At 67.5% G+C, this 22,448-nt stretch carries 21 protein-coding genes and 1 tRNA gene; 5 read left to right on the top strand and 17 right to left on the bottom strand.

Features of this window, described 5'->3' with window-relative positions; all coding sequences use genetic code 11:
• The first annotated feature begins 294 nt into the window (after positions 1-294).
• Complete coding sequence (locus ABD260_RS09375) at positions 295-1,338, top strand: alpha-hydroxy acid oxidase (protein WP_344233001.1); 1,044 nt, start codon at positions 295-297, stop codon at positions 1,336-1,338.
• 134 nt (positions 1,339-1,472) lie between these two features.
• On the opposite strand, the gene rplA is transcribed toward ABD260_RS09375, so the two are convergent.
• From rplA to ABD260_RS09350, 5 genes are all read right to left on the bottom strand, one after another.
• Positions 1,473-2,195: a 50S ribosomal protein L1 gene (gene rplA / locus ABD260_RS09370; RefSeq protein WP_184840488.1), complete on the bottom strand. Its 723-nt coding sequence runs from the start codon at positions 2,193-2,195 to the stop codon at positions 1,473-1,475.
• 117 nt (positions 2,196-2,312) lie between these two features.
• A complete protein-coding gene (gene rplK, locus ABD260_RS09365) occupies positions 2,313-2,744 on the bottom strand; it encodes a 50S ribosomal protein L11 (protein WP_130441571.1) in 432 nt (143 codons plus the stop codon).
• 12 nt (positions 2,745-2,756) lie between these two features.
• Positions 2,757-3,647 carry a transcription termination/antitermination protein NusG gene (gene nusG, locus ABD260_RS09360; protein WP_425553319.1) on the bottom strand — a complete coding sequence of 297 codons (891 nt, stop codon included), beginning with the start codon at positions 3,645-3,647 and terminating at the stop codon, positions 2,757-2,759.
• 367 nt (positions 3,648-4,014) lie between these two features.
• Positions 4,015-4,257: a preprotein translocase subunit SecE gene (secE, locus tag ABD260_RS09355; RefSeq protein WP_130384685.1), complete on the bottom strand. Its 243-nt coding sequence runs from the start codon at positions 4,255-4,257 to the stop codon at positions 4,015-4,017.
• Positions 4,258-4,312: 55 nt separating this feature from the next.
• A tRNA-Trp gene (locus ABD260_RS09350) sits at positions 4,313-4,385 on the bottom strand.
• A 289-nt stretch (positions 4,386-4,674) separates the two neighbouring features.
• On the opposite strand from ABD260_RS09350, the gene ABD260_RS09345 reads away from it, so the two are divergent.
• The 3 genes from ABD260_RS09345 to ABD260_RS09335 all read left to right on the top strand — a co-directional run bounded on the left by ABD260_RS09345 (position 4,675) and on the right by ABD260_RS09335 (position 7,921).
• Positions 4,675-5,868: a pyridoxal phosphate-dependent aminotransferase gene (locus tag ABD260_RS09345; RefSeq protein WP_344233000.1), complete on the top strand. Its 1,194-nt coding sequence runs from the start codon at positions 4,675-4,677 to the stop codon at positions 5,866-5,868.
• 79 nt (positions 5,869-5,947) lie between these two features.
• A complete protein-coding gene (locus ABD260_RS09340; RefSeq protein ID WP_344232999.1) occupies positions 5,948-6,982 on the top strand; it encodes an adenosine deaminase in 1,035 nt (344 codons plus the stop codon).
• A gap of 117 nt (positions 6,983-7,099) precedes the next feature.
• Complete coding sequence (locus ABD260_RS09335) at positions 7,100-7,921, top strand: IclR family transcriptional regulator (RefSeq protein ID WP_344232998.1); 822 nt, start codon at positions 7,100-7,102, stop codon at positions 7,919-7,921.
• Between the two features lies 1 nt (position 7,922).
• Here the strand turns inward: ABD260_RS09335 and ABD260_RS09330 are convergent, their stop codons facing one another.
• From ABD260_RS09330 to ABD260_RS09300, 7 genes are all read right to left on the bottom strand, one after another.
• Positions 7,923-9,416, bottom strand: a complete 1,494-nt coding sequence (locus ABD260_RS09330) for a M81 family metallopeptidase (protein ID WP_344232997.1) — start codon at positions 9,414-9,416, stop codon at positions 7,923-7,925.
• 3 nt (positions 9,417-9,419) lie between these two features.
• Positions 9,420-10,709 carry an aspartate aminotransferase family protein gene (locus ABD260_RS09325; RefSeq protein WP_344232996.1) on the bottom strand — a complete coding sequence of 430 codons (1,290 nt, stop codon included), beginning with the start codon at positions 10,707-10,709 and terminating at the stop codon, positions 9,420-9,422.
• A gap of 174 nt (positions 10,710-10,883) precedes the next feature.
• Positions 10,884-11,873, bottom strand: coding sequence for a dTDP-glucose 4,6-dehydratase (gene rfbB / locus ABD260_RS09320; protein ID WP_344232995.1), 990 nt, complete (start codon positions 11,871-11,873; stop codon positions 10,884-10,886).
• Between the two features lie 89 nt (positions 11,874-11,962).
• Positions 11,963-12,964 (bottom strand): zinc-dependent alcohol dehydrogenase, encoded by a 1,002-nt coding sequence (locus ABD260_RS09315; RefSeq protein ID WP_344232994.1) that lies wholly within the window; start codon positions 12,962-12,964, stop codon positions 11,963-11,965.
• A 30-nt stretch (positions 12,965-12,994) separates the two neighbouring features.
• Entirely contained in the window at positions 12,995-13,672 is a 678-nt protein-coding gene (locus tag ABD260_RS09310; protein ID WP_344232993.1) for an SDR family NAD(P)-dependent oxidoreductase, read from the bottom strand.
• Positions 13,669-14,535: an SMP-30/gluconolactonase/LRE family protein gene (locus ABD260_RS09305; protein ID WP_344232992.1), complete on the bottom strand. Its 867-nt coding sequence runs from the start codon at positions 14,533-14,535 to the stop codon at positions 13,669-13,671. The genes ABD260_RS09310 and ABD260_RS09305 overlap by 4 nt, the downstream gene beginning before the upstream one ends.
• Positions 14,532-15,650 carry a pyridoxal-phosphate dependent enzyme gene (locus ABD260_RS09300; RefSeq protein WP_344232991.1) on the bottom strand — a complete coding sequence of 373 codons (1,119 nt, stop codon included), beginning with the start codon at positions 15,648-15,650 and terminating at the stop codon, positions 14,532-14,534. Before ABD260_RS09300 ends, ABD260_RS09305 begins: the two co-directional genes overlap by 4 nt.
• 182 nt (positions 15,651-15,832) lie before the next feature.
• On the opposite strand from ABD260_RS09300, the gene ABD260_RS09295 reads away from it, so the two are divergent.
• Positions 15,833-16,579, top strand: coding sequence for an SDR family NAD(P)-dependent oxidoreductase (locus ABD260_RS09295; protein WP_344232990.1), 747 nt, complete (start codon positions 15,833-15,835; stop codon positions 16,577-16,579).
• A gap of 27 nt (positions 16,580-16,606) precedes the next feature.
• Here ABD260_RS09295 and ABD260_RS09290 read toward each other — a convergent pair whose 3' ends face one another.
• The 5 genes from ABD260_RS09290 to ABD260_RS09270 all read right to left on the bottom strand — a co-directional run bounded on the left by ABD260_RS09290 (position 16,607) and on the right by ABD260_RS09270 (position 22,436).
• The gene (locus tag ABD260_RS09290) at positions 16,607-17,548 is read right to left on the bottom strand and encodes an alpha/beta hydrolase (RefSeq protein ID WP_344232989.1); all 942 of its coding nucleotides are present in this window, start codon (positions 17,546-17,548) and stop codon (positions 16,607-16,609) included.
• A 26-nt stretch (positions 17,549-17,574) separates the two neighbouring features.
• A complete protein-coding gene (gene asnB, locus ABD260_RS09285) occupies positions 17,575-19,404 on the bottom strand; it encodes an asparagine synthase (glutamine-hydrolyzing) (protein WP_344232988.1) in 1,830 nt (609 codons plus the stop codon).
• A 2-nt stretch (positions 19,405-19,406) separates the two neighbouring features.
• On the bottom strand, positions 19,407-20,450 hold the full coding sequence (locus tag ABD260_RS09280; protein WP_344232987.1) for a nucleotidyltransferase family protein: 1,044 nt from the start codon (positions 20,448-20,450) through the stop codon (positions 19,407-19,409).
• A 95-nt stretch (positions 20,451-20,545) separates the two neighbouring features.
• Complete coding sequence (locus ABD260_RS09275) at positions 20,546-21,142, bottom strand: dTDP-4-dehydrorhamnose 3,5-epimerase family protein (protein WP_344232986.1); 597 nt, start codon at positions 21,140-21,142, stop codon at positions 20,546-20,548.
• Between the two features lie 52 nt (positions 21,143-21,194).
• Complete coding sequence (locus tag ABD260_RS09270; RefSeq protein WP_344232985.1) at positions 21,195-22,436, bottom strand: glycosyltransferase; 1,242 nt, start codon at positions 22,434-22,436, stop codon at positions 21,195-21,197.
• Positions 22,437-22,448 lie beyond the last annotated feature (12 nt).

The following is a 22,448-nucleotide window of genomic DNA, read 5'->3' as shown; positions in this document are numbered from 1 at the left end:
GTGAGCTGGTACACGCCGTAGGTGGACACCAGCCGGTACGCGCCGTGGGTTGACGTGAGCTGGTACTTGCCGCGCGTGGGCGTCAGCCGGTACGCACCTCCGGCGAGCATCGACTGGTACGCACCGTGGTGGGCGTCAGCCGGTACGTGTCGCCAGCGGGCGTCAGCCGGTAGGCGTCGTGAGTGGGCGTGAGCTGGTACGTGTCGGCGGCGGGGCATTAGGTGGTGGGTGTGGGTGTGGGTTTGGGTTGGGAAAGGCGTCGTGGAGGGCCGGTGTGGTGCGACTATGGGGCGCATGCGCTGGATTGATGGGCTGGAGGGTGCCGCCGGGGAGAGGCTTCCGGAGGCTGTGCATCGGTACTTTCGGCAGGGTTCGGCCGCGGGGGTGAGTGTTGGTGAGGCCGTTGCTGCCTGGTCGGCGTACCGGTTTCGGCCGCGGGTGCTGAATGATGTTTCCAGCATCGATCTGAAAACCACGGTTCTCGGCGTACCGGTTGATGCGCCGATCCTGGTTGCGCCGTCGACCATGCAGCGGATGGCCGATCCGGAGGGTGAGCTCGCGATGGCGCGGGGGGTCAGTGCGGCTGGTTCGGTGCTTGGGGTTTCGAGCAACGCCGGTACGAAGTTCGCCGAGTTGGGTACGACCGGGGTGCCGTGGTGGCTGCAGATTTATGTCGTACGGAATCGGGAAATCACCCGGCAGATGCTTGATGCCGCCGTCGAGGCGGGCGCGCGGGCGATCGTGCTCACTGTGGATACCCCGGTGGTTGGGCGGAAGGAAGACGACGGCCCTACCGTCTGGGACCTCGTGCAGCCGGGTCAGCTGCTGGCCAATCTGCCGGTTGGCGAGTGGACCAACGATGATCTGGCGAAGGCGGACGACCTCAATCCGGATGTGATCGGGTGGCTCGCGGAACGTACCGGGCTGCCGGTGGTGGTGAAGGGTGTACTTCGCGGCGACGACGCCAAGCGGTGCGCGGACGCGGGTGCGGGCGGCATCATCGTGTCCAACCACGGTGGGCGTCAGCTTGATGGCTCGATTCCGACCGCGCAGGCCCTGCCTGAGGTGGCTGAGGCGCTCGCGGGGAGCGGGGTCGAGCTGTACGTCGACGGTGGGATCCGCCGGGGCGAACACATCCTCACCGCGCTAGCTCTTGGCGCCCGGGCCGTCTTCGTCGGCCGTCCCGCACTCTGGGCTCTCACCGTCGAATCGGCGCCCGGCGTGACCCGCCTTCTCACGGACCTGGCCGAAGAACTAGCCCACGCCCTCCGCCTGAGCGGTCACTCCTCCCCCAGCTCACTCACCCCCGACCTCATCACCAGCATCACCAACCTCTGAACCTTGCCCCCTGAGATGGAGGGTTGGCCCCTCGAATTTCCAGGGGGCAACCCACCATCTGAGGGGCCAACCCCTCCCAAGAAAAGACCAAGCCCCCAGGACATGGTCCCGGGGGCTTGGTGAAGGGTGAGGGGTCAGGCGTCGGCCTGGTCCTCGGTGAGGTTGCGGGTGAGGTTGGGGTCAACCTGGACACCCGGGCCCATCGTGGTCGAGAAGACCGTCTTCTTGATGTAGCGGCCCTTCGAGCTGGCCGGCTTCAGGCGGAGGATCTCGTCCAGGGCGGCGCTGTAGTTCTCCGCCAGCTGGGCCTCGTCGAAGGAGGCCTTGCCGATGATGAAGTGCAGGTTCGCGTGCCGGTCGACCCGGAACTCGATCTTGCCGCCCTTGATGTCGGACACGGCCTTGGCCACGTCCGGGGTGACCGTACCCGTCTTCGGGTTCGGCATCAGACCACGCGGGCCGAGGACGCGGCCGAGGCGGCCGACCTTGCCCATCAGGTCGGGGGTGGCGACGACGGCGTCGAAGTCGAGCCAGCCGTCGGTGACCTTCTTGATCATGTCGTCGTCGCCGATGAAGTCGGCGCCGGCGGCCTTCGCGGCTTCGGCCTTCTCACCGGTGGCGAAGACGAGGACCCGTGCCGTCTTGCCGGTACCGTGCGGAAGGTTGACGGTGCCGCGCACCATCTGGTCGGCCTTGCGGGGGTCGACCCCGAGCCGCATCGCCACGTCCACGGTGGAGTTGAACTTCTTGCTTCCGGCGGCCTCCTTGGCCAGCCGGATCGCCTCCAACGGCGTGTACAGGTGATCGAAGTCGATCTTCTCCGCGATCGCGCGGTAAGCCTTGCTGCGCTGTGCCATTACTGCTGTGCTCCCTTCAACGAACGACGGATGCATCGTTCGCGGTTTGTGGTTCGGCGGGCGATGATGGCGCCCTTCCACACCTGCTGATCCACCATGGCGGACCTGGTGGATGTCTTACTTGTCGACGACGACGCCCATGGAGCGCGCCGTACCCTCGATGATCTTCATCGCGGCGTCGATGTCGCGGGCGTTCAGGTCCGGCATCTTGGTGGTGGCGATCTCGCGGACCTGGTCCTTGGTGATCTTGCCGACCTTGTCCCGCTGCGGGACGGCCGAGCCCTTCTGCAGACCGGCAGCCTTCTTGATCATCTCCGGCGCCGGCGGCGTCTTGGTGACGAAGGTGAAGGAACGGTCTTCGTAGATCGTGATCTCGACCGGTACGACGTTGCCGCGCATGGATTCGGTCTGGGCGTTGTACGCCTTGCAGAATTCCATGATGTTGACGCCGTGCGGACCGAGCGCGGTACCGACCGGCGGGGCCGGCGTCGCGGCACCGGCCTGGAGCTGCACCTTGACCAGGGCAGCGATCTTCTTCTTGGGAGGCATTCTGTCGGGTCCTTAGACTTTCTGGATCTGGTTGAAGCTGAGTTCCACCGGGGTCTCCCGGCCGAAGATCTCAACCAGGGCCTTGATCCGCTGGGCCTCGGCGTTGATCTCCGTGACTGTGGCGTGCAGGGTCGCGAACGGCCCGTCGACCACCATGACCGAGTCACCGACACCGAAGTCGGCGACCTCGACCTTCTTCTTGGCCGCGGTCTTGGCAGGTGCGGCACCGGCTTCGGCTGCCGCCGCCTCGGCCGCCGCCACGACGGCCGGTGCGAGCATCTTCTCCACCTCTTCGAGGCTGAGCGGGACCGGCTTCTGGCTGTTCCCGACGAAACCGGTCACCGACGGCGTGTGCCGTACGGTCGACCAGGACTCGTCGGTCAGGTCCATCCGGACCAGCACGTAACCGGGGAGCACGGTGCGCTTGACCATCCGGCGCTGACCGTTCTTGATCTCGGCGACCTCTTCGGTCGGCACGATGATCTCGAAGATGTAGTCCTCCATGTTCAGGGAGTTGATCCGGTTCTCGAGGTTGCCCTTGACCCGGTTCTCCATCCCCGAGTACGTGTGCACCACGTACCAGTCGCCGATCTGCGACCGCAGCCGGCTGCGCAGCTCCTCGAGCGGGTCGCCCGGCTCTTCCGGCTCCGCCTCCTCGGCCACGTCATCGTCGTCGTCCGCCGCGGCGGCGGCCGCCACAGCCAGCGCAGCCACATCGGCTTCGTCGTCAGCGGAGTCGGTGTCGTCGCTGGAGAAGACGACCTCGTCCGCCGCGACCGGCGCCTCGGTAGTGCTGTCCGGCGCGGTCTCCGCGGTCTCCTCGGCCAGCTCCTCGGCGGCGTCCTCGACGTCGCTCCCGGTCACCACCTCGGCGGCCTCGGCGTCGTCGGCCGCGGCCACCACGACCACCGGCTCGTCGTCGGAGCTGTCGGCGTCGGCCGGCGGCGTCTCGGACTCGTCGTCCGCGGCGTACTCGGCGTCGTCCTCGGACTCGTCGTCGTCCTCGTCACCCTCGTCCTCGTCGTCGAGGCCGGCGAACGGGTCGTCGTCATCGTCGTCGCCGTCGGCGAACAGGTCGTCGTCGTCGGTGGCGTTCTCGTCGAAGTCGAGATCCTCGTCGGAGGCGGATACGTCGAACTCGTCCTCGTAGTCGAGGACCTCGTCGTCGCGCTCGGACACGTCGTACTCCGTCATCTGTTCATCGGGTGGTGGCTGGCGTCTTGGTCGGGCCGGTGTGCCGGGACCTGCGGGTGCGGTCGTGGTGGTGGCCTCAGCCGAAGATCTTGAACATCGCCCAGCCGAAGGCCAGGTCGAGGACCGAGACGATCGCGATGACGAACACCACGAAGGTCAGGACGACCACGAAGTAGGTGGAGAGCTGCTTGCGGGTCGGCCAAACCACCTTGCGGAGCTCGGCGACCACCTGACGGTAGAAACGCAGCAGGCCCCTGCCCTGCTTGCCTTCCGCAGGCTTGCCGGCGCCGGACGGTGCCGGGGTGCGCGTCTCCGTCACGACCTACCTCTTTCGCTAGCGGCGGCCTGACCGGCCCTGCGCCGGTCAGGATTTGCAGGGCACGAGGGACTTGAACCCCCAACCTTCGGTTTTGGAGACCGATGCTCTGCCAGTTGAGCTAGTGCCCTCTGCAATCCATCCGGACGCCGCGTCGGACCTGATCTCGGGCATGCCGGATCAGGGCCATCAACGCCCGGACTAGATGAGTGTACGGGGTCGAAGCCACCTGGTCGAACTCAGCCTCCCGGCGTCGTCCGACCTGGTCCTTACCCGTACGACCCCCTGCCAGGCGCCGCACCGCGGTCAGAACCATACAGCCTTCACCGGTCCCCAACGGACCACACCCCCACTGTGTTCCCTTGTTCACCTCCTGAAACTGCCCTCCGCGACCAGGAGCCGTGGTGCCAGGATGGGCGTATGAGTTCCAGGATCTCGGCGCGGATCGGCGCCATCAGTGAATCGGCGACGCTGGCGGTGGACAGCAAGGCGAAGGCGCTCAAGGCGGCCGGCCGGCCGGTGATCGGCTTCGGCGCGGGTGAGCCGGACTTCCCGACCCCGGACTACATCGTCGACGCGGCGGTCGCGGCGGCCCGGGATCCGAAGAACCACCGGTACAGCCCGGCCGGCGGCCTGCCGGAGCTCAAGCAGGCGATCGCCGCGAAGACCAAGCGCGATTCCGGGTACGAGATCGAGCCGGCCCAGGTGCTGGTCACGAACGGCGGCAAGCACGCCGTGTACAACGCGTTCGCGACCCTGCTCGACCCAGGCGACGAGGTACTCCTGCCGGCGCCGTACTGGACCACCTACCCGGAGGCGATCCGGCTGGCCGGCGGCGTACCGGTCGAGGTACTCGCGGACGAGACGCAGAACTACAGCGTCACCGTGGAGCAGTTGGAGGCGGCGCGTACGCCCAGGACCAAGGCGCTGCTGTTCTGTTCGCCGAGCAACCCGACCGGCGCGGTCGACGCCCCGGAGGCGATCGAGGCGATCGGCCGCTGGGCGCTCGAGCACGATCTGTGGGTGATCACGGACGAGATCTACGAGCACCTCACGTACGGTGACGCAGCGTTCACCTCGCTCCCGGTCGCGGTACCGGAGCTCGCGGACAGGACCGTTGTACTGAACGGTGTCGCCAAGACGTACGCGATGACCGGCTGGCGGGTCGGCTGGATGATCGGCCCCAAGGACGTGATCAAGGCCGCGACGAACCTGCAGTCGCACCAGACCTCGAACGTCTGCAACATCGCGCAGCGCGCCGCACTCGCCGCGGTGTCCGGCGATCTGGCCGCGGTCGACGAGATGAAGGTCGCGTTCGACCGGCGGCGCAAGACCATGGTCCGGATGCTCAACGAGATCCCCGGCGTCGAGTGCCCGGAGCCGACCGGCGCCTTCTACGCGTACCCGTCGGTGAAGGGCGTGCTCGGCAAGCGGATCGCCGGGCGTACGCCGGAATCGTCCGCCGAGCTGGCCGATCTGATCCTGGACGAGGCGGAGGTGGCGGTCGTGCCGGGCGAGGCGTTCGGCGCGCCCGGGTACCTGCGGCTGTCCTACGCGCTCGGCGACGACGACCTGGCCGAAGGCCTCACCCGGATCGCCAAGCTGCTGGGCTGAGGTCACCATGCCCGACCGCCGGCAGCCGCGGACTCGCCCGGATTTCCCCGGGCGGGTAGGCCCTCGGTAACCTTCGGTAATGACGCAGCGGGATCTGCGGGTGCTGCCCAAAACACACCTGCATCTGCACTTCTCCGGGTCGATGCGGCACCTGACGCTGGTCGAGCTGGCCGACAAGCACGGCGTCCGGCTGCCGGACGCGCTGCGCACCGAATGGCCGCCGGACCTGTCGGCCGCGGACGAGCGCGGCTGGTTCCGGTTCCAGCGGCTGTACGACATCGCCCGGTCGGTGCTGCGGACCGAGGACGACGTCCGGCGCCTGGTCCGCGAAGCCGCCGAGGACGATCGCGCCGACGGATCGCGCTGGCTGGAGATCCAGGTCGACCCGTCCGGGTACGCGAATCGTTTCCACGGCATCACCGAGTTCACCGACCTGGTCCTGGACGCCGCGCGCGACGCCGCCGCGTCGACCGGGATCGAGGTCCAGGTCATCATCGCCGCGAACCGCACCCGCCACCCGCTGGATGCACGGACGCTGGCCCGGCTCGCGTCGCAGTACGTCGGCCGGGGCGTGGTCGGCTTCGGATTGTCGAACGACGAACGCCGGGGCACCACGTCGGAGTTCGCGCCGGCCTTCCGGATCGCGCGAAACGCCGGTCTGCTGGCGGCCCCACATGGTGGCGAACTGTGCGGCCCCGCCACCGTACGCACCTGTCTGGACGAGCTGGGCGCCGGCCGGATCGGCCATGGCGTCCGCGCGGTCGAGGATCCGGACCTGCTGAAGCGGGTGGTCGAGGCCCAGATCGCCCTCGAGGTCTGCCCCGCGTCCAACGTGTCGCTCGGCGTGTATCACCGCCCCGAGGACGTCCCGCTGCGTGAGTTGTACGAGGCCGGCGCCCGGATCGCGCTCGGCGCCGACGACCCGCTGCTGTTCGGGTCGCGGCTGGCCGAGCAGTACGAGACCGCCCGTACTGTGCACGGCTTCACCGATGCCGAGCTGGCGGACCTGGCCCGGGGCTCTGTACTGGCCTCCACTGCCCCGCCGGAAGTCCAGCAGACGCTGCTCGCCGAGATCTCCCAGTGGCTGGGTGCTCCGGCAGCCGTACCAGCCTGACTCGTGCCGGTCCGGGCGGCGGAATTGGCCCCTTGTCCCACCCTTGGCCGTTTCATAGGATGAAACGAGCAAACTAATTCCACGCCGAGGGCTTACGGGGGCCCACGTAGATAGAGGGTGAGTCCGCTGACTCCGCAAGCCGTTACCAAGGACAGGATCCAGCCCGGCGAGACCGTCGAGGACGAAGGCCGGGTGTACGCGGTCCGCTCGATCGAGCGGGTCGTCTCGGTGCTGAACCTGCTGCAGGAATCGATCGACGGCGTCACGCTCAAGGAGGTCGCCGACGCCGCGGATCTGCCCAAGTCGTCCGCGTTCCGGTACCTGTGGACCCTGGAGAAGAGCCGCTACGTCGAGCGCGACACCGACAGCGGCCTGTTCCGGATCGGTCTCGGTTTCCTCGGCATGCAGTCCCGCCACACCGAGGTACTGCGCGAACGCGTCCGCCCTTCGCTGGAACGGCTTCGCGACGATCTGGACGAAACCACCAACCTCGGGCTGCTCGACGGTCACCACGTGATCTACCTGGAGATCATCGAGTCCCGCCGCAGCGTCCGGCTGGCGGCCAGCCGGGGTACGCACGACCCACTGCACTCGACCGCGCTGGGCAAGGCGATCGCCGCGCACCTGCCCGAGGACCGGGTCCGCGAGCTGCTGGCCGAGGCCGGGATGCCGAGCCGGACCGCCGAGACCATCACCAGCGTCGACGACTACCTGGCCGAGCTGGCAAAGGTCCGCCGGCTCGGGTACGCGGTCGACAACCGCGAGAACGAGCCGGACGGCCGGTGCGTCGCGGTGCCGATCCTCGGCACCCGGCTGCCGGCCGCCCTGAGTGTGAGCGCCCCCGAGGCACGCTTCTCGATGCGGGACGTGGAGAAGACCGCGCGCACCCTGATCGAGGTCGCCGGCCAGATCACGCTGACGCCCGCCGAAACCGCCTGAGTCAGTCGAACGGCATCGGTGCGAAACCCGTACTCTCAAAGGGGTACAAGGGTTTGCGCCGGTGCCGGTAGTCGAACCGGTCGAGGCCCATCGCGCTGACGCCCTCGGTGTCGACGACCAGCATCCGGGTCGCGATCGGGGCGTACCCGGCCCGCGGTGAGTTGACGCCCTTCCCCACCACGATCCGGTACGAAGACGGCGTCACCCCGACCGACAACAGTTGCTGCAAACTCGTACCCATCACGGGGATCGACGAGATCACCAGCGTGTGCCCGGCGGTGGTGTCGACCACGGCCGTCGGCCCCATGTCGAAGAACCGGAACCCACCGTGCGTCGGGTTCGGCTCCTCGAACTTTCCGTCCGACACGGCGCGTACGCGGCCGGTGATCTGCACCGGCTGCCCCGCCGAGTGCGACTGCCACGCACCGACCGCGAGGCTCACGGTCGAGTTGACCCCGGCTTCGATGCAGTGTTGCGCGGACTTCGGATCGCAAATCGTCTGCACGAGCGAACGCTGCCCACGCCGGACGGCTGCCTCGAGAATCACGGTGGAATCCCCGGGTGAACCGCCGCCGATGTTGTCACCGGCATCGAGCAGCACCACCGGTCCGTGCCGGTCCGCGACCGCGATGTCGAGCGCCTCGTCGACGGTCATCCCAGTGGTCTGCAGCGCGTCCCGCTGCGCCCAGATGCTGCCGGCCAGCTCATCCGCGGCGCGCTTGGCCTGGTCCGCATCGCCGTCGTGGATCACCACACAGGACATCCCGACCTGCGGCACATCCGCGTACGGAAAGCCTTCGACCACGTTCGCGGACAGGATGCCCGGCCGGCCGGCGATCTCGCGCGCCTTCGCGAGCAGCCCCACCATCGGCTCCTCGCTGGTGTCCTGACAGGCGATGTTGCACACCAGCGGCAACGCCACCATCGCCTGCCGCGGCTGGAGCTCACCACGGATCGTACGAACCACCAGCTCGGTGCACCGGATCGCCTGCTGTTTCGCGTCGACATGTGGATTCGTTTGGTACACCAACGTTATGGTCAACGCGTCGATCAGGCGCTGCGAGACGTTGGCGTGCAGGTCGAGAACAGTGCCCACTGGTACGCCGGGGCCGACCACCGCGCGTACGCGCGTCGCGATCTCCGCGTCCGCATCCGCGTGGTTCTCCGCGACCGCCGCGCCGTGCAGATTGAGCAGCACGCCGTCCCACGGCCCCTGGTCGCGCAGCAGGCCGATCATCTCGTCGACCAGCCAGTCGAAGGCGTCCGCGGCGATCCGTCCGGTCGGTGTCACGAACGCGAACATCAGCGGTACGACCTCGGCACCCTGCTCCGCCGCCCCGACCAGGAAGCCACCATTCGTGGAGGACGACATCGCGTACGCCTCGACGATCTCGTCGCCGCGCCACACCCCGCCGTTCCGGAACATGGCGCGATCGGCGCGGACGGGTGAGAACGTATTGGTTTCGTGGTACAGGCCCAGGAGTGCCAATCGCATGCTCTACCGCTCCACCTTCAGCGCCCACTCGCTGAGCGTCTTCTCGAACCGGGTCAGTGCGACGTCGAGCTCACGCGGTCCATGCGCACCGGACACGTACCAGATGCCACGACCGGCCAGCCAGATCCCATTCTCCACCAGGGCAGCCGCCAGCCGTTCGTACCGCGCCAGGTCGAGCTGCTGCAACGAGCGATAGTCCGTCACGTCCGCATCGCCGAACGACACATGGAACGCTGCCGGAAGACCGGCGACTCGCAGCTGTACGTCATGTTTCGCGGCGATCTCGCGCAGGCCGGCCATCAGCGCACCGCCGTGCTCCTCCACCGACGCGTACGGCGGTCTGTCGCGCAAGGTGGTCAGTGTCGCGGTGACGGCGGCCATCGCCATCACGGACGCGTTGAACGTGCCGGAGTGGTTGACCATGCCCGTACCGAGCAGACTCATCAGATCGGACCGGCCGACCAGAGCGGCAACCGGGTACCCACCGGCGAACGCCTTGCCGTACGTGGCGAGGTCCGGCGTCACACCGTACCGCTGCGTCGCGCCACCGAGACCGACCCGGAAACCGGAGATCACCTCGTCGAAGATCAGCACCACTCCGTACTTGGTGCACAGCTCCCGCACGGTTTCCAGGTAACCGGGCTTCGGCTCGATCACCCCGGTGTTGATCATGATCGGTTCCATGATCACTGCGGCCAGCCGCGATCCGTACTGCTCGAACTGCGCGGTCAACAGCTCCGCGTCGTTCCACGGCAGGATGTGGCACGGCCGCAGGTTGTCGGCGACCTGCCCGGCGCTCGCCACCCCCCAGTCCCCATCGCGCTCGCCGATCAGGATGTTGTCGACCCAACCGTGGTAATGCCCTTGAAAACGGACGATCTCGGTCCGCCCGGTCGCCGCCCGGGCAACTCGCAAGGCCGCCTGCACGGCCTCGGTCCCGCTGGTCGAAAACCGCACCATCTCCGGCCAGCCGGCCACTTCACACACCAGCTCGGCCGCCTGCACCTCCAGCTCATGCTGTCCCCCAAACAGCAAACCGCCCTCGCAGGCGGCCGAAACAGCTTGCACCACCGCGTCCGGCGCATGCCCGAGGAAGTTCGGGCCCTGACCCAGCAGGTAGTCCACATAGTCACGCCCATCGACACCGAACAGCCACGCCCCCTTCGCGGACCGAATGAACGGATGCGGCCCCCGAAGCCGGACATTCGAGTGCACCCCACCCGGAGCCCGCACCACCGCCCGAGCCCGCAACCCCTCCGAAATCCCATCGACCCGGAGCTGTTCCGTCGTCATGACCATCCCCCAACAGTTTCACTGAATGAAATGACCGTGCTATTAATTCAACGCTACGGTCGCACGCAGGTTGGGTCAAGGGCGGCGCATTACACCGCGCAAACAGAGCTCACTATGTGGGCACGAAACCGGGGTCTTGGCGTACCGCGCGACCCTCAGGAGGCCGGTCGGGTACTAGCGCGCAAGGCCGGTGGTGTTTTTGAGGGGTTCCCACCAGGAGCGGTGGTTTGTGTACCAGCGGACTGTTTCGGTGAGGCCGGTGGTGAAGTCGACGGTGGGGTGGTAGCCGAGTTCGGTGCTGATCTTGGTGATGTCGACGCAGTAGCGGCGGTCGTGGCCCTGGCGGTCTGGAACGTGTTCCACCATTGACCAATCGCGGCCCAGAGCGTCCAGGAGGCGGCCGACGAGGTCGTGGTTCGTCAGTTCGGTGCCGCCGCCGATGTTGTAGATCTCGCCGGGCCGGCCGTGGTCGGCGACCAATTGGATGCCGCGGCAATGGTCGTCGACGTGCAGCCAGTCGCGGACGTTGAGGCCGTCGCCGTACAGCGGGATCGGTCGCCCGTCGAGCAGGTTGGTGACGAACAACGGGATGGCCTTCTCCGGGTACTGGTGCGGGCCGTAGTTGTTCGAGCAGCGGGTGATACAGACGGGAAGCCCGTACGTTCGGTGGAAAGCACGCGCGAGGTGGTCCGAGGCGGCCTTCGAGGCCGAGTACGGCGAGTTGGGTTCGAGCGCCTGTTCCTCCACCGATGCACCGGAATCGACCGACCCGTAGACCTCGTCAGTGGAGACGTGGACGAACTTGTTCACCCCGGCGTCGAGCGCCGCCCGCAGCATCGTGGCCGTGCCCAGCACGTTCGACAGCACGAAGTCGGCCGAGCCGAGGATCGAGCGGTCCACGTGGGACTCGGCGGCGAAGTGCACGACCAGATCGGCGCCGGTCATCACGTCGGCCGCGAGGTCCGGGTCGCAGACATCTCCGCGTACGAAGCGCAGCCGCGGATCGCCCGTGACCTGGGCGAGATTGGCCAGATTCCCTGCGTACGTGAGCTTGTCGAGCACGATCACCTCGGCCTCGCGGAGCGCCGGGTACGCGCCGGCCATCACCCGCCGGACATAGTGCGAACCGATGAACCCGGCTCCACCGGTGACCAGAACTCGCATTGGCGCTCCCCTGCCCGAGTTTCCCCACGGTGCCTGGAGCGTACGGCGATGCGGCGGGTCGGCTCATCAGGGCTAGTTACACCGCACCACTAACCGGACGGCGCAACCTGCACTTTGGGAGCGCTCGTTCCGGGCACTTTTCCACCATTACGCAGGATTCCGGCCACCCGCTCCAGCCCGACGGTGGTCGCGATCATCGGGTAAACGTCGACACCATCGCTTTGGAGCAGAGCGATCGCATCATCGATACAGGCCGATCCGCCAAGGACGCCGACCGCGGTGATGTCGTTGAGAACAAGGCGATTCACCTCCAGTACGCCCGGTTCCGGCGCGACACCGAGCAAGGCGAGTACGCCGCCTGGAGAGATGTGATGCAACGCCTGTTCAGGCACCGTCGGCGCACCGGTCGCATCGATGGCGCTGTCGAACTGACGGCCACCCAAATCGTCAGCTCGTACGACATCCTCGAAGCCAAGGCGCTTCGCCAGCTCCAACTGCCCGGCAACGACGCCTGCGACGCAAACCGAAGCGCCCAAAGCACGGGCGAACTGGGCCGCAAGCAGTCCGAGCGTGCCCGTACCCCAAACGAGCACCGCGGCGCCATCGCCCACCCGGGCCGCGCGCACGCCACGCAACGCGCACGACCCCGGTTCGATGAACGCTCCGACCGCCGCGGACATCGACGGTGGCAGCTTGTGCACCGCGACCTCCGGTACGGCGATCCGCTCGGCCAGAGCGCCCGGCAAACCGTCCCGTACGCCGATCTCGTCATGCACCGCACAAAGATGATGCCGACGGGTACGGCAGAGTTCGCACGCACCGCAGCCGACGAACGTGTCGGCGGTGACGCGATCGCCCGGCTGGACGGACGTCACCTCGGGCCCGATCTCGCGCACCGTCCCGGCCCACTCGTGCCCGGGGCGGACCGGGTAGGTCAGGAGTCCTTGGCGGAAGTACGGCATGGTCCCCGCGAACAACTCGACGTCGGTTCCACACAGACCCACGGTTTCGACGTCGACGACCACGCGGCTTCCGGTCGCCTTCGGTTCCGGCACGTCGCGTACCGAGCCCGACATCGGACCATCGATCATGAACGCCCGCATCAACTCGCCCCCACTCGGTCAGTACGTGGCCCGGCCGCCGCTGATGTCGTGCACCGAACCGGTGGAGAAAGTGCACCGCTCCGAGCACAACCAAGCGATCAGTTCGGCAACTTCTTCCGGCTCACCGAGCCGTCCCATCGGGATGCGGTCGATCATGTACCGCAACGTCTCCGGCGCGGTCCCGGCGTTCATCGGCGTCGAGATCACCGCGGGCGCGATCGCATGCACGAGTACGCCGCTGGTGGCCAGCTCCTTGCCGAGTGATTTCGTCAGCCCGATCACGCCCGCCTTGGCCGCCGAGTACGCGGACAGGTTCGGATTGCCCTCTTTGCCGGCGATGCTTGCCACGTTCACGATCCGGCCCCAGCCGCGCTCGATCATGCCCGGGATCACCGCCCGGCAGCAGTTGAAGACACCGGTCAGGTCAACCTTCATGACCCGGTCCCACTGTTCGTCGGTGATCTCCCACAGCGGCGCGTTCGGGCCGACGATGCCGGCGCTGTTGACCAGGATGTCGATGTCGCCGATCGAAGCGGCCGCATCGGCGACGTCCTTGGCGGATGACACATCCACGGCGACATCCGCGTCCGCGGCCAGATCCGCGGTCACTACCCGAATCCCGTCGGTTCTCAATCTGTTCGCGGCAGCAAGACCGATCCCACTGCAGCCACCGGTGACCAGCGCCGTACGCGTCATCCGGCGAACGCCGCCGTCGGCAACCCGGGTACGCCCGGACGAGCCACGAAGAGATTGCCACCGGTCGCGGAATCGGGCCCCTGCCCGGTGGTGATGACCAGGTGATCAAGCTCTTCACCCGCGAACGCACAACTGGTCACATGGCGATCGGGGACTTCGATGGTTGCGAGCAAGGAACCTCCAGGTGAGAAGCGGCGGACAGCGCCACCGCCGAAGAACGCGACCCACAAACAGCCCTCGGCGTCGACCGCCAGCCCGTCCGGCATACCGGCGTACTCCGACGTGTCGATCAGAACCCGTCGATCCACAGCGTCACCGGTGCCTGGGTCGTAGTCCAGTACGTCGACGGTCTTGATCGGGCTGTCGATGTAGTACATCCGGCGGCCGTCCGGACTCCAGCCGAGCCCGTTGCTGATCGATACGCCGGTCAGCACCGTCGTCCGCGACCAGTCCGCCGAGATCCGGTACAGGCTGCCGCTCCGCGGACTCGCGTCATCGGCCATCGTGCCGACCCAGAGCCGTCCGTACGGATCGCACTTCGCGTCGTTCGTACGCATCCAGGAGATGTCCTCGTCGATCAGCATCCCCAGCCGAAGATCGTCCCCGGCCAGCGTCGCCACCCCCCGCCGGCAGGCGACGACCTCACCACCCTCCACCCGCGGAATCACCGCACTCACCGCTTCACCGGCCTCAATCCGCTCGAGCCGCCGGTCGGACCACCCGTACGCAAAGATCGTGCCCCGCGGAATGTCCACAAACCACAACCGCCCCGTACGCCCGTCCCAGCAAGGCCCTTCCAAACACTCACCCCCAACCCGAAGCAGCCCCTCACACCCAATCCGCTGATCCGCCACACCACTCATCCGAAATCCTCCAACCAACCGGCCCCCGCCGCGGGCGACTCGTCGCTCACGGCCTCGATCCACTCGTCGACATGCTGCGAAACACTTCCGACCGCGACCGTCGGCAAGCGGGACGCGTCCGGGGCGAAGCGGCCGAGGTCCTTCCAGCCGGCGCCGGTCAGGATCAGCAGCGGACGCGCATCGGCTCGCAGCCGCCCGCGGTCGGCGTCGGCGAGCGCAGCCGCGACCGTCGCGGCCGCCGCCGGTTCGACGAACACCCCCTCCGCCGACGCTAGCCAGCGCTGGGCGGCCAAAATGTCCTCGTCCTCGATCGCGGTCCCCCAACCCTGCGAGCCGGCCACCGCCTCGACCGCTGCCTCCCCATCGGGCGGGCGCGGCAACTGCAAGGCGGAGATGCCGGTCGTGCTGCCCTCGACCGTCACCGCCGGGATTTCCCCGTCCAAGTACCGAACGACCGGCGCACATCCCGTCGGCTGACACGCGATCAACCGCGGCGCCAGACCGCGATCAGCCATCCCGCGGGACAGCGCCACCAGCAATCCACCACCACCCACCGGCGCGTACACATGTGTTGCTTCGGGCAGTTGCTCGGCAAGCTCGTACGCGATCGTGTCGATGCCGCGCATGCCATCCGGATTGAACGCATGCAACGTGACACCGAGATAGAGCTTGTGCCTGGCCGCCGCCTCCCGTACCTGATCGAACATCGCGCCATCAACCTCCGGCCGCCCGGCGCCATCGACCCGTACGACCTGCAGCGCGCCTTCGCCGAAGGCCAGCAACGGCAACGACTTCTCCGGCGGCACCGACCCGGCCAAGCACAGGAAGCCGGGGATGCCGGCCCGTGCCCCGTACGCCGCCATCGCCATCCCCGCATTGCCCGACGACGTCGCGACCCACCCGCGATACCCCCGGCTCCGCGCCAGCGACATCGACAACGCCGCCACCCGGTCCTTGTACGAACCGGTCGGATTCGCCGTCTCCAGCTTGGCGGCCACCGACCGCACGCCCAACCGGCGTGCAAGCACCGGCAGCTCGACGACTGGCGTGTTTCCCTCACCCAGACAGACGGTTTCACTCGTCGACGGCAGCTCAGCGGCAAATCGATTCAGCACACACCGCGCCATGGTCCCCTCACAAGGATCGCGAACACGAACAGCACAGATCCGAGCTTCTCAGCTGAGGTCAAAAATTGAAACCCGAGTTCCAATATAGTTGACATCGCCGATGCCGGGAACCAAACTCACAGAGTCGGAACAGCTCTGACGCGCGGCTTCTGGAACGGAGACCGACTACCGTGGAACGTCCCGTCGCTATCGTGACCGGGGCCGGTTCGGGCCTCGGCGGAGTGATCGCAGTCAGTCTCGCCAGCCGCTACGACCTGATCCTGACGCATCTGGCCCTGGATGCCGACCTGACGGATGTACTCACGCAGGTCAAGCAGCAAGGCGCCGCGGCAGTCGCCGTCACCGGGGATCTGACCGAACCAGGGACGATCGATTCGCTCGAGCGAGAGATCGAGCGGTCTGCCGGCAAGCTCCAGGTCCTGGTGTCGAACGCCGGCGCCTATCCACGCATCCCGTGGGAGAGCCTCGACCTGGCGACACTCCGCCGCCAGCTGGAAATCAACCTGATTACCCATGCCGCCTGCGCCCGGCTGGTCAGCCCGGTCTTCACCAAGCTCGGGTACGGACGCATCGTGGCCACCTCGTCCGTCTTCACCCAGCTCGGCCAGGGCGACCTGGCGGCCTACATCGCGGCCAAGAGCGGGCTGGAAGGTTTGGTTCGCGCTCTGGCGCGGGAGCTCGGGCCGCACGGCGTGACGGTCAACTGCGTTCGCCCAGGCTCGATCGAGGTCGCCGCCGAACGTGCCGCCGTCGCCGATCTGGCGGCCGTGGTGGCGCGCCAGATCGAGTTGCAGTGCGTCAAGCGCCGGGGCCGGCCCGAGGACATCGCCGCCGCGGTCGACTTTCTCGTCTCGCCCGGCGCCGGGTTCATCACCGGTCAGTGCCTCACCGTCGACGGCGGCTGGTGCATGACCTGAGCCAAGTTCCCGTCCCGGAACTGGCGGTCAGTTTGCGGTCAGCGCCCGACGCAGGGTGGCAATCATGTCGCCGGACATCCGCCGCGCGATCGTAGCCTCTTCGACGAGCTCGGTCCCGTGGATGGCGCCGGGGTAGACGATCAACTCGGCAGGCACATTCGCCTGCGCCAGCCGCTGCGCGTACCGGATGTCCTCGTCGCGAAGCGGGTCGAACTGGCACGCGGTGACGAAAGCCGGCGGCAGACCGGACAGGTCTTCGGCCCGTGCCGGCGCCGCATAGGGCGAGACATTGTCCGATCCTCGCTTTCCGACCCCGAGATAGCTGTCCCAGCTGAACTCGGCGAACCGCCGGTTCCAGATCGGCGTATCCACGTACGCGAGCATCGACGGCGTGTCCAGGCGGTCGTCGATCTCCGGCACCCCGAGGTACTGGAAGCAGATCGCCGGACCGCCACGGTCCCGGGCGAGCAACGCGAGGGCGGCAGCGAGCCCGCCACCCGCGCTGTGCCCACACACGGCCAGCCGTTGCGGGTCGATGCCGAGCTCGGCGGCGTACTTGGCTGCCCAGGCCAGAACCGCGTAGCAGTCGTCCAGCCCAGCGGGAAAGGGATTCTCCGGCGCCAGCCGGTACTCGACCGAGACAACGACAACGCCGACCTCCGCCGAGATCCGGAGGATGACCGGATCAACCTGCGCAACCGTTCCAGCTACGAACCCGCCGCTGTGCAGGTACAACATTCCGGGCAGGCCGTCGCCGTGCCCCGAAGGGCGGTAGACCCGCACCGGAACATCCGGGGCCCCCTCAGGTCCCTCGACCGCAAGATCGGTGGTGACGACCGGCGTCGGCGGTTCGTACTGCAGCACTGGACCGTAACTCGACTCCGCGGCCCGGACGGCCTTGTAATCCGTGAAGTCCACGCCGGCAAGTGCCGGAATCCGAGGGATCAGCTCTGGGTCGTACGCGTACACAGGTCCTCCCTTGCGATGCGGGCGGGCTAAATGGCAATGCTCGGGCGATAAATGTCGAACCAGTGATGAAGATCCAGAACCCAGTCCAGCGAAGCCGTACTCACATCATCGGGCCGGTCCGATGATGTTGCTTCCTGCAACCACTTCCGCGGTACGACGGAGAAGACGCGGGATGTCGGGTCCGCGGCCAGCTCCCGGGCCTGTGCGCGGACCTCTGACTCGTACGACGGATCGTGCGACCACGGATAGCCGCTCTTCTCACGGAGCGCCACCGACCGCGGCATCACCTGCGACGTCGCATGGCGCAGCAAGCTCTTCTCCCGGTGGTCGAAGCTCTTGAGCGCCCACGGCACGTTGTACACGTACTCGACGAGGCGATGGTCGCAGAAGGGCACCCGTACCTCGAGACCGACGGCCATCGACATCCGGTCCTTGCGCTCCAGCCACATCTGCAGGAAGCGCCGAAGGGCGAGGTACGACAGCGTCCGCATCTGGCGCGTCGTCCCGGATTCGCCGTCCAGGTGGTCCACCTCCGCGACCGCGGTCGCGTACTGATCCGCCACGTACGCCGGAATGTCCAGCTTCCGGACCAGTTCGGGGTCCAAGGCACTTCCGCGAATTCCGAAGGACCCCAGCCCGGCTGCCAGCCATGGAAACGTTCGGGCCGTGGCGATGCGTGGATCATGGAACCACTTGTACCCACCGAACAACTCGTCCGCGGACTCACCGGACAGGGCAACGGTGGATTCTTCCCGGATAGCCTTGAAAAGAAGGTAAAGCGACGCATCCATCTGACCGAACGTCGGGGCGTCTCGCGCCGCGACGGCCGCGCGCCGGATCGCCGGATCGGCCATCTGCCCGGCCTGCAACTGAACCACCTCGTGCTTCGACCCGACGTGCGCCGCCATCTCCAGCGCGAACGGCGTGTCCGGCGCCGCATGGACCGGGTCGACGACGAAGCCGTCCTGATTGTTGCTCACCTCAACCGAGAACGTACGCAGTTGCTCGGCCTGATCGCGGAGGCTCTCGGCCGCGACACCGGTGATCGCGCTCGAGTCCAGGCCGCCGGACAACAGGATGCAGCGCGGCACATCGGACACCAGCTGACGCTGCACCGAATCCGCGAACAGCGACCTGACTGTGTCGACGGTGGACCGCTGATCCTGCCCGTGTGCAGCAGCGGCCAGTTGCCAGTACGACATGGTCCGGATGCCCGAATCGTCCACGGTCACCATCGATCCGGGCACGACGCTGCGCATTCCCTTCCACAGCGACCATCCCGGCGGTTGGGTCAGCTCCACGAGCTCCCGCAGCCCGTCGGCATCCACTACCGGTTCGGCACACGGACTCGCCAGGATCGCCTTGGGCTCCGAGCCGAACACGACGCCGTCCGGGGTCGGGAAGTAGTAGAGCGGCTTCACGCCGAGGCGGTCACGGAGGAGCACCAGCCGGCGGCGCGGTCCGTCCCAGATGCCGGCGGCGAACATTCCGTTCAGCCGGCCGGCCAACTGGTCGCCCCATTCCAGGTAGCCACGCAGCAGGACCTCGGTGTCGCTGCCGGTCCGGAAGCGATGCCCATGCTTCTCCAGCAGCGTCCGGAGCTCGACGAAGTTGTAGATCTCGCCGGCGAAGACCAGCGCCACCGTGCCCGCGGGCGTATCCACCGTCATCGGCTGTTTGCCACCGGGAAGGTCGATGACCGCCAGCCGGCGATGGCCCAGGGCGATCGAAGGACGCACCCAGGTGCCCGACTCATCGGGCCCTCGGCAGGCCATCGTCTCGGTCATGGCCGCGAGCGCGGCGCGTTCACGGGTGAGGTCCCGCTCGCTCGAAAGCCATCCGGTGAACCCGCACATGACTAGGCCTCTCCTCGTGCTTGAGCGAGCTCGGCCGGCCGGCCGATGTCCTGCCAATGCTCACGGACGGGCCAGAGCCCGACCGGGCGGCCTTCACTGAGACATTGATCGAGCAGTTCGGTGATCGGGAACAGCCGTCCGGCCGGAATCTTCGCGATCACTTCGGGTTCGATCACATAGATCCCCGCGTTCACCGGCCAGGACGGCGCCGGCTTCTCGACGACCCGCACCAGCCGCCCGTCCGTCTGCTCGAGCACGCCGAACGGAACCTGGTGCTGATACTGCGTGGTCGCGACGGTCGCGACCACATTCGCCGCGGCGTGGGCGTCGAGGAGCCCACCGACGGAGAAGTCCGTCACCAGGTCGCCGTTCATGACCAGGACCGGCTCGGTCACCTCGCCGTACTGTGCCAGCAGCCGAAGCGAGCCTCCGGTGCCCAGCGGTACGGTCCGGTCCTCGCGCAGGTACTCGATCCGGCAGCCGAAGTTGTGCCCGTCACCGAAGTAGTCCTCGATCACCTCGGCGAGATAGTTGAGCGAGATGAAGATCCGGGTGATGCCCGAGCCGACCAGATGCAGCACCAGCCGTTCGAGAATCGGGCGCCCGGCAACGGAAAGCATCGGCTTCGGGACATGATCGGTCAACGGCGCGAGCCTGGTACCTCTGCCTCCGGCCATGATGACCGCGACGTTGTAGCGCTGCTCGGCACCAGCCAGAGCCCGTTCGGTGTGGACTTCGACAACCCGTCCGTCTTCGTCGACCACCGGCACCTCCCGTACGCCGAGGGCGTGCATCAGGTCGATGACCTCTGCCCGTCCCACTCCGGGTTTGGTGGAGATCCCCGCATCCCGTACGAGCGGGCTGGACGGTGACTCGAGGCCGGCACCGTCGAGCAGCGCTCTGCGGATGTCACTCTCACTGACCGCGCCGATCAGCCGGCCAGCCGAATCCGTGACGAACGCCCGGGAAGATCCGGCCCGTTCGATCGCCTGGAGGACCGCGCGGATCGAGTCCTCTTGATGGATCAGCACCTCAGCAATACGCATGATCTCCCCTCAGATCCCTACCGATCCCACGAGTGCAAGAGTCGCAGACCTGCCGATCGCCAACCAGGAGACGAATTCAGCCGTCGCCGGCGGCCCTACCGAGCGGCCCGCGGATGCTGGAACACCGGCAGAATGCCCTGCCGGCAAGCAGTTGCGAGCGACGGCGCCTCTGCATCCCGGTCCGACAGGCGGATCGACAGTTCCGTTCCGTCGGAGCGTCCTGCCGGCCAATCGATACCGATCTCTTTGTCCAGCGGCGTGACCGTGCGCTCGAAATGCGGCTGGTACGGCGTCGAAGTCAGGTACGCGATGGTGGACTGCTCGGTCAACGACATGACCGCATGGCCAAGCCCTTCGGACAGGTACACGGCCGATCGGTCCACGTCGTCCAGGATTGCCGAGTCCCACCGGCCGAACGTCGGTGAGCCGACTCGTACGTCGACGACCACGTCCAGCACCGCACCGGCCACGCAGACGACGTACTTCGCCTGGCCGGGTGGAGTGTCGACGAAATGAATGCCCCGGATCACACCAGCAGCCGAAACCGCGCAGTTGAGTTGACTGACCGCCAACGGGTGACCGGCCGCGGCAGTCAACAGGTCCTGGCGGAAGGGGACGACGAAGGTTCCACGGTCGTCGTCGAACTGTCGCGGCCGCAGTTTCCACGCACCGCTGATCGCCAACGGCTCCATGGCCTCGCCACCGTGGCCGGCAGCTCCAGACCCGATCATCCGCGCCGGCCCGTCATACGAGCGATTCCAGGATGCCTACGGCCGCGTTGACGCCGTCTTCGTGACGGACCCGCCGCCCGATGTCCGCCGCTCGCTCAGCCATCCGCGCGTCCGTGACCGCCATCGACATCGCGCTCGCGAGACCGTCCGCGGTCAGACCCCGGTGCGGCCGCGGCGGCGGTGCGACCCCGCGCGTGTGCAGTTGACGAGCGTAGAACAACTGGTCGAACGCCATGAATGGGCACACCACTTGCGGTCGGCCCGCGGCCAACGCGTAGCCGATCGTGCCGTTGCCGCCATGGTGAACAACTGCGGCGGTCCGCGGGAACAGCCAGTCGAGCGGTGCCTCCGGCAAGTACAGCGTCCCCGCTCCGAGCTCGGCAGGATCAATCGCACCCCAGCCGCCGACGACGATCGCGCGCACGCCGGCACGGCGGACCGCCGCGGCGACGATGCGGCCCAGCCGACGCGGATCGTTCAGTGCCATACTCCCGAACCCGATGTAGACCGGCGGATCGCCGCTGTCGAGAAATGCGGTCAGCTGATCCGGTGGACTCCACCCTTCGGACAGCGGCAGCAGCCAGTAGCCCCCGGTGAAAACCGACTCCGGGTAGTTCAGCGGCGTCGGCAGTGCGTACCGGCTGAAGGCCTGCAGCACCTTCACCGGCCTGCCGTCCGGCCGCCGGAGCGCGTTGCGATGACCTCGACGCCGCGGCATGCCGAGACGATCACGCCGCCACCGGCCCATACTCGGGAACAAGGTGCGCAGGTAGAGCGACGTCCAGGAGTAGGTGGCCCGGTTGAGCGCCGGTGGCACGCGGACCGGGAAATAGGGGTTCGCGAAGCTGTCCGTCGGCACGTACGACGGATGCAGACAGACCGGGATCGCCGGCACGCCAAGCGATTCGGCGATTTGGTGGCCCGGCAGACCGGCGTGGTGGACGACGAGGTCCGGCTCGCTGTCGAGCGCGGTGGCGAAGTCCTCCAGCATCCCGGCCAGCTCACGGCGCGCCGGCGGAATGAACTGGAACGGGACACCCTTGCCGTACAGGCGGCGAACCGCGGGCTGCCGCGAGATGTTCCGATCCCGGTCTTCGAACCCGATCACAGCGGTCGAGTAGGGGCGCAACAACTCCCGCGACGTGCCCGGGGCACCGATGACCACTTCATGACCGCATTCACGCAAGGTCTTCGCCAGCGCGGCGAACGGCTGGATGTCTCCCCTGCTGAAGTGCGTGAGGATGAGCACTCGCATCGTGTCAGCCGC

Origin of the sequence: Kribbella hippodromi (assembly GCF_039531045.1) — a bacterium.
Lineage (GTDB): Bacteria > Actinomycetota > Actinomycetes > Propionibacteriales > Kribbellaceae > Kribbella > Kribbella hippodromi.
The sequence above is the reverse complement of the archived record's forward strand: the minus strand, read 5'-3'. Positions and strand labels throughout refer to the sequence as shown.

What these genes read in the sequence shown, in the direction of transcription:
- ABD260_RS09340 (WP_344232999.1), top strand. Translation starts at nt 5,948, where the DNA reads ATGACGCAGCGGGATCTGCGGGTGCTGCCCAAAACACACCTGCATCTG.
- ABD260_RS09270 (WP_344232985.1), bottom strand. Translation starts at nt 22,436, where the DNA reads ATGCGAGTGCTCATCCTCACGCACTTCAGCAGGGGAGACATCCAGCCG.
- ABD260_RS09275 (WP_344232986.1), bottom strand. Translation starts at nt 21,142, where the DNA reads ATGGAGCCGTTGGCGATCAGCGGTGCGTGGAAACTGCGGCCGCGACAG.
- asnB (WP_344232988.1), bottom strand. Translation starts at nt 19,404, where the DNA reads ATGTGCGGGTTCACCGGATGGCTTTCGAGCGAGCGGGACCTCACCCGT.
- ABD260_RS09375 (WP_344233001.1), top strand. Translation starts at nt 295, where the DNA reads ATGCGCTGGATTGATGGGCTGGAGGGTGCCGCCGGGGAGAGGCTTCCG.
- rplK (WP_130441571.1), bottom strand. Translation starts at nt 2,744, where the DNA reads ATGCCTCCCAAGAAGAAGATCGCTGCCCTGGTCAAGGTGCAGCTCCAG.
- ABD260_RS09330 (WP_344232997.1), bottom strand. Translation starts at nt 9,416, where the DNA reads ATGCGATTGGCACTCCTGGGCCTGTACCACGAAACCAATACGTTCTCA.
- rfbB (WP_344232995.1), bottom strand. Translation starts at nt 11,873, where the DNA reads ATGCGAGTTCTGGTCACCGGTGGAGCCGGGTTCATCGGTTCGCACTAT.
- ABD260_RS09345 (WP_344233000.1), top strand. Translation starts at nt 4,675, where the DNA reads ATGAGTTCCAGGATCTCGGCGCGGATCGGCGCCATCAGTGAATCGGCG.
- rplA (WP_184840488.1), bottom strand. Translation starts at nt 2,195, where the DNA reads ATGGCACAGCGCAGCAAGGCTTACCGCGCGATCGCGGAGAAGATCGAC.
- ABD260_RS09310 (WP_344232993.1), bottom strand. Translation starts at nt 13,672, where the DNA reads ATGACGCGTACGGCGCTGGTCACCGGTGGCTGCAGTGGGATCGGTCTT.
- ABD260_RS09315 (WP_344232994.1), bottom strand. Translation starts at nt 12,964, where the DNA reads ATGATCGATGGTCCGATGTCGGGCTCGGTACGCGACGTGCCGGAACCG.
- ABD260_RS09305 (WP_344232992.1), bottom strand. Translation starts at nt 14,535, where the DNA reads ATGAGTGGTGTGGCGGATCAGCGGATTGGGTGTGAGGGGCTGCTTCGG.
- ABD260_RS09325 (WP_344232996.1), bottom strand. Translation starts at nt 10,709, where the DNA reads ATGACGACGGAACAGCTCCGGGTCGATGGGATTTCGGAGGGGTTGCGG.
- ABD260_RS09280 (WP_344232987.1), bottom strand. Translation starts at nt 20,450, where the DNA reads ATGCGTATTGCTGAGGTGCTGATCCATCAAGAGGACTCGATCCGCGCG.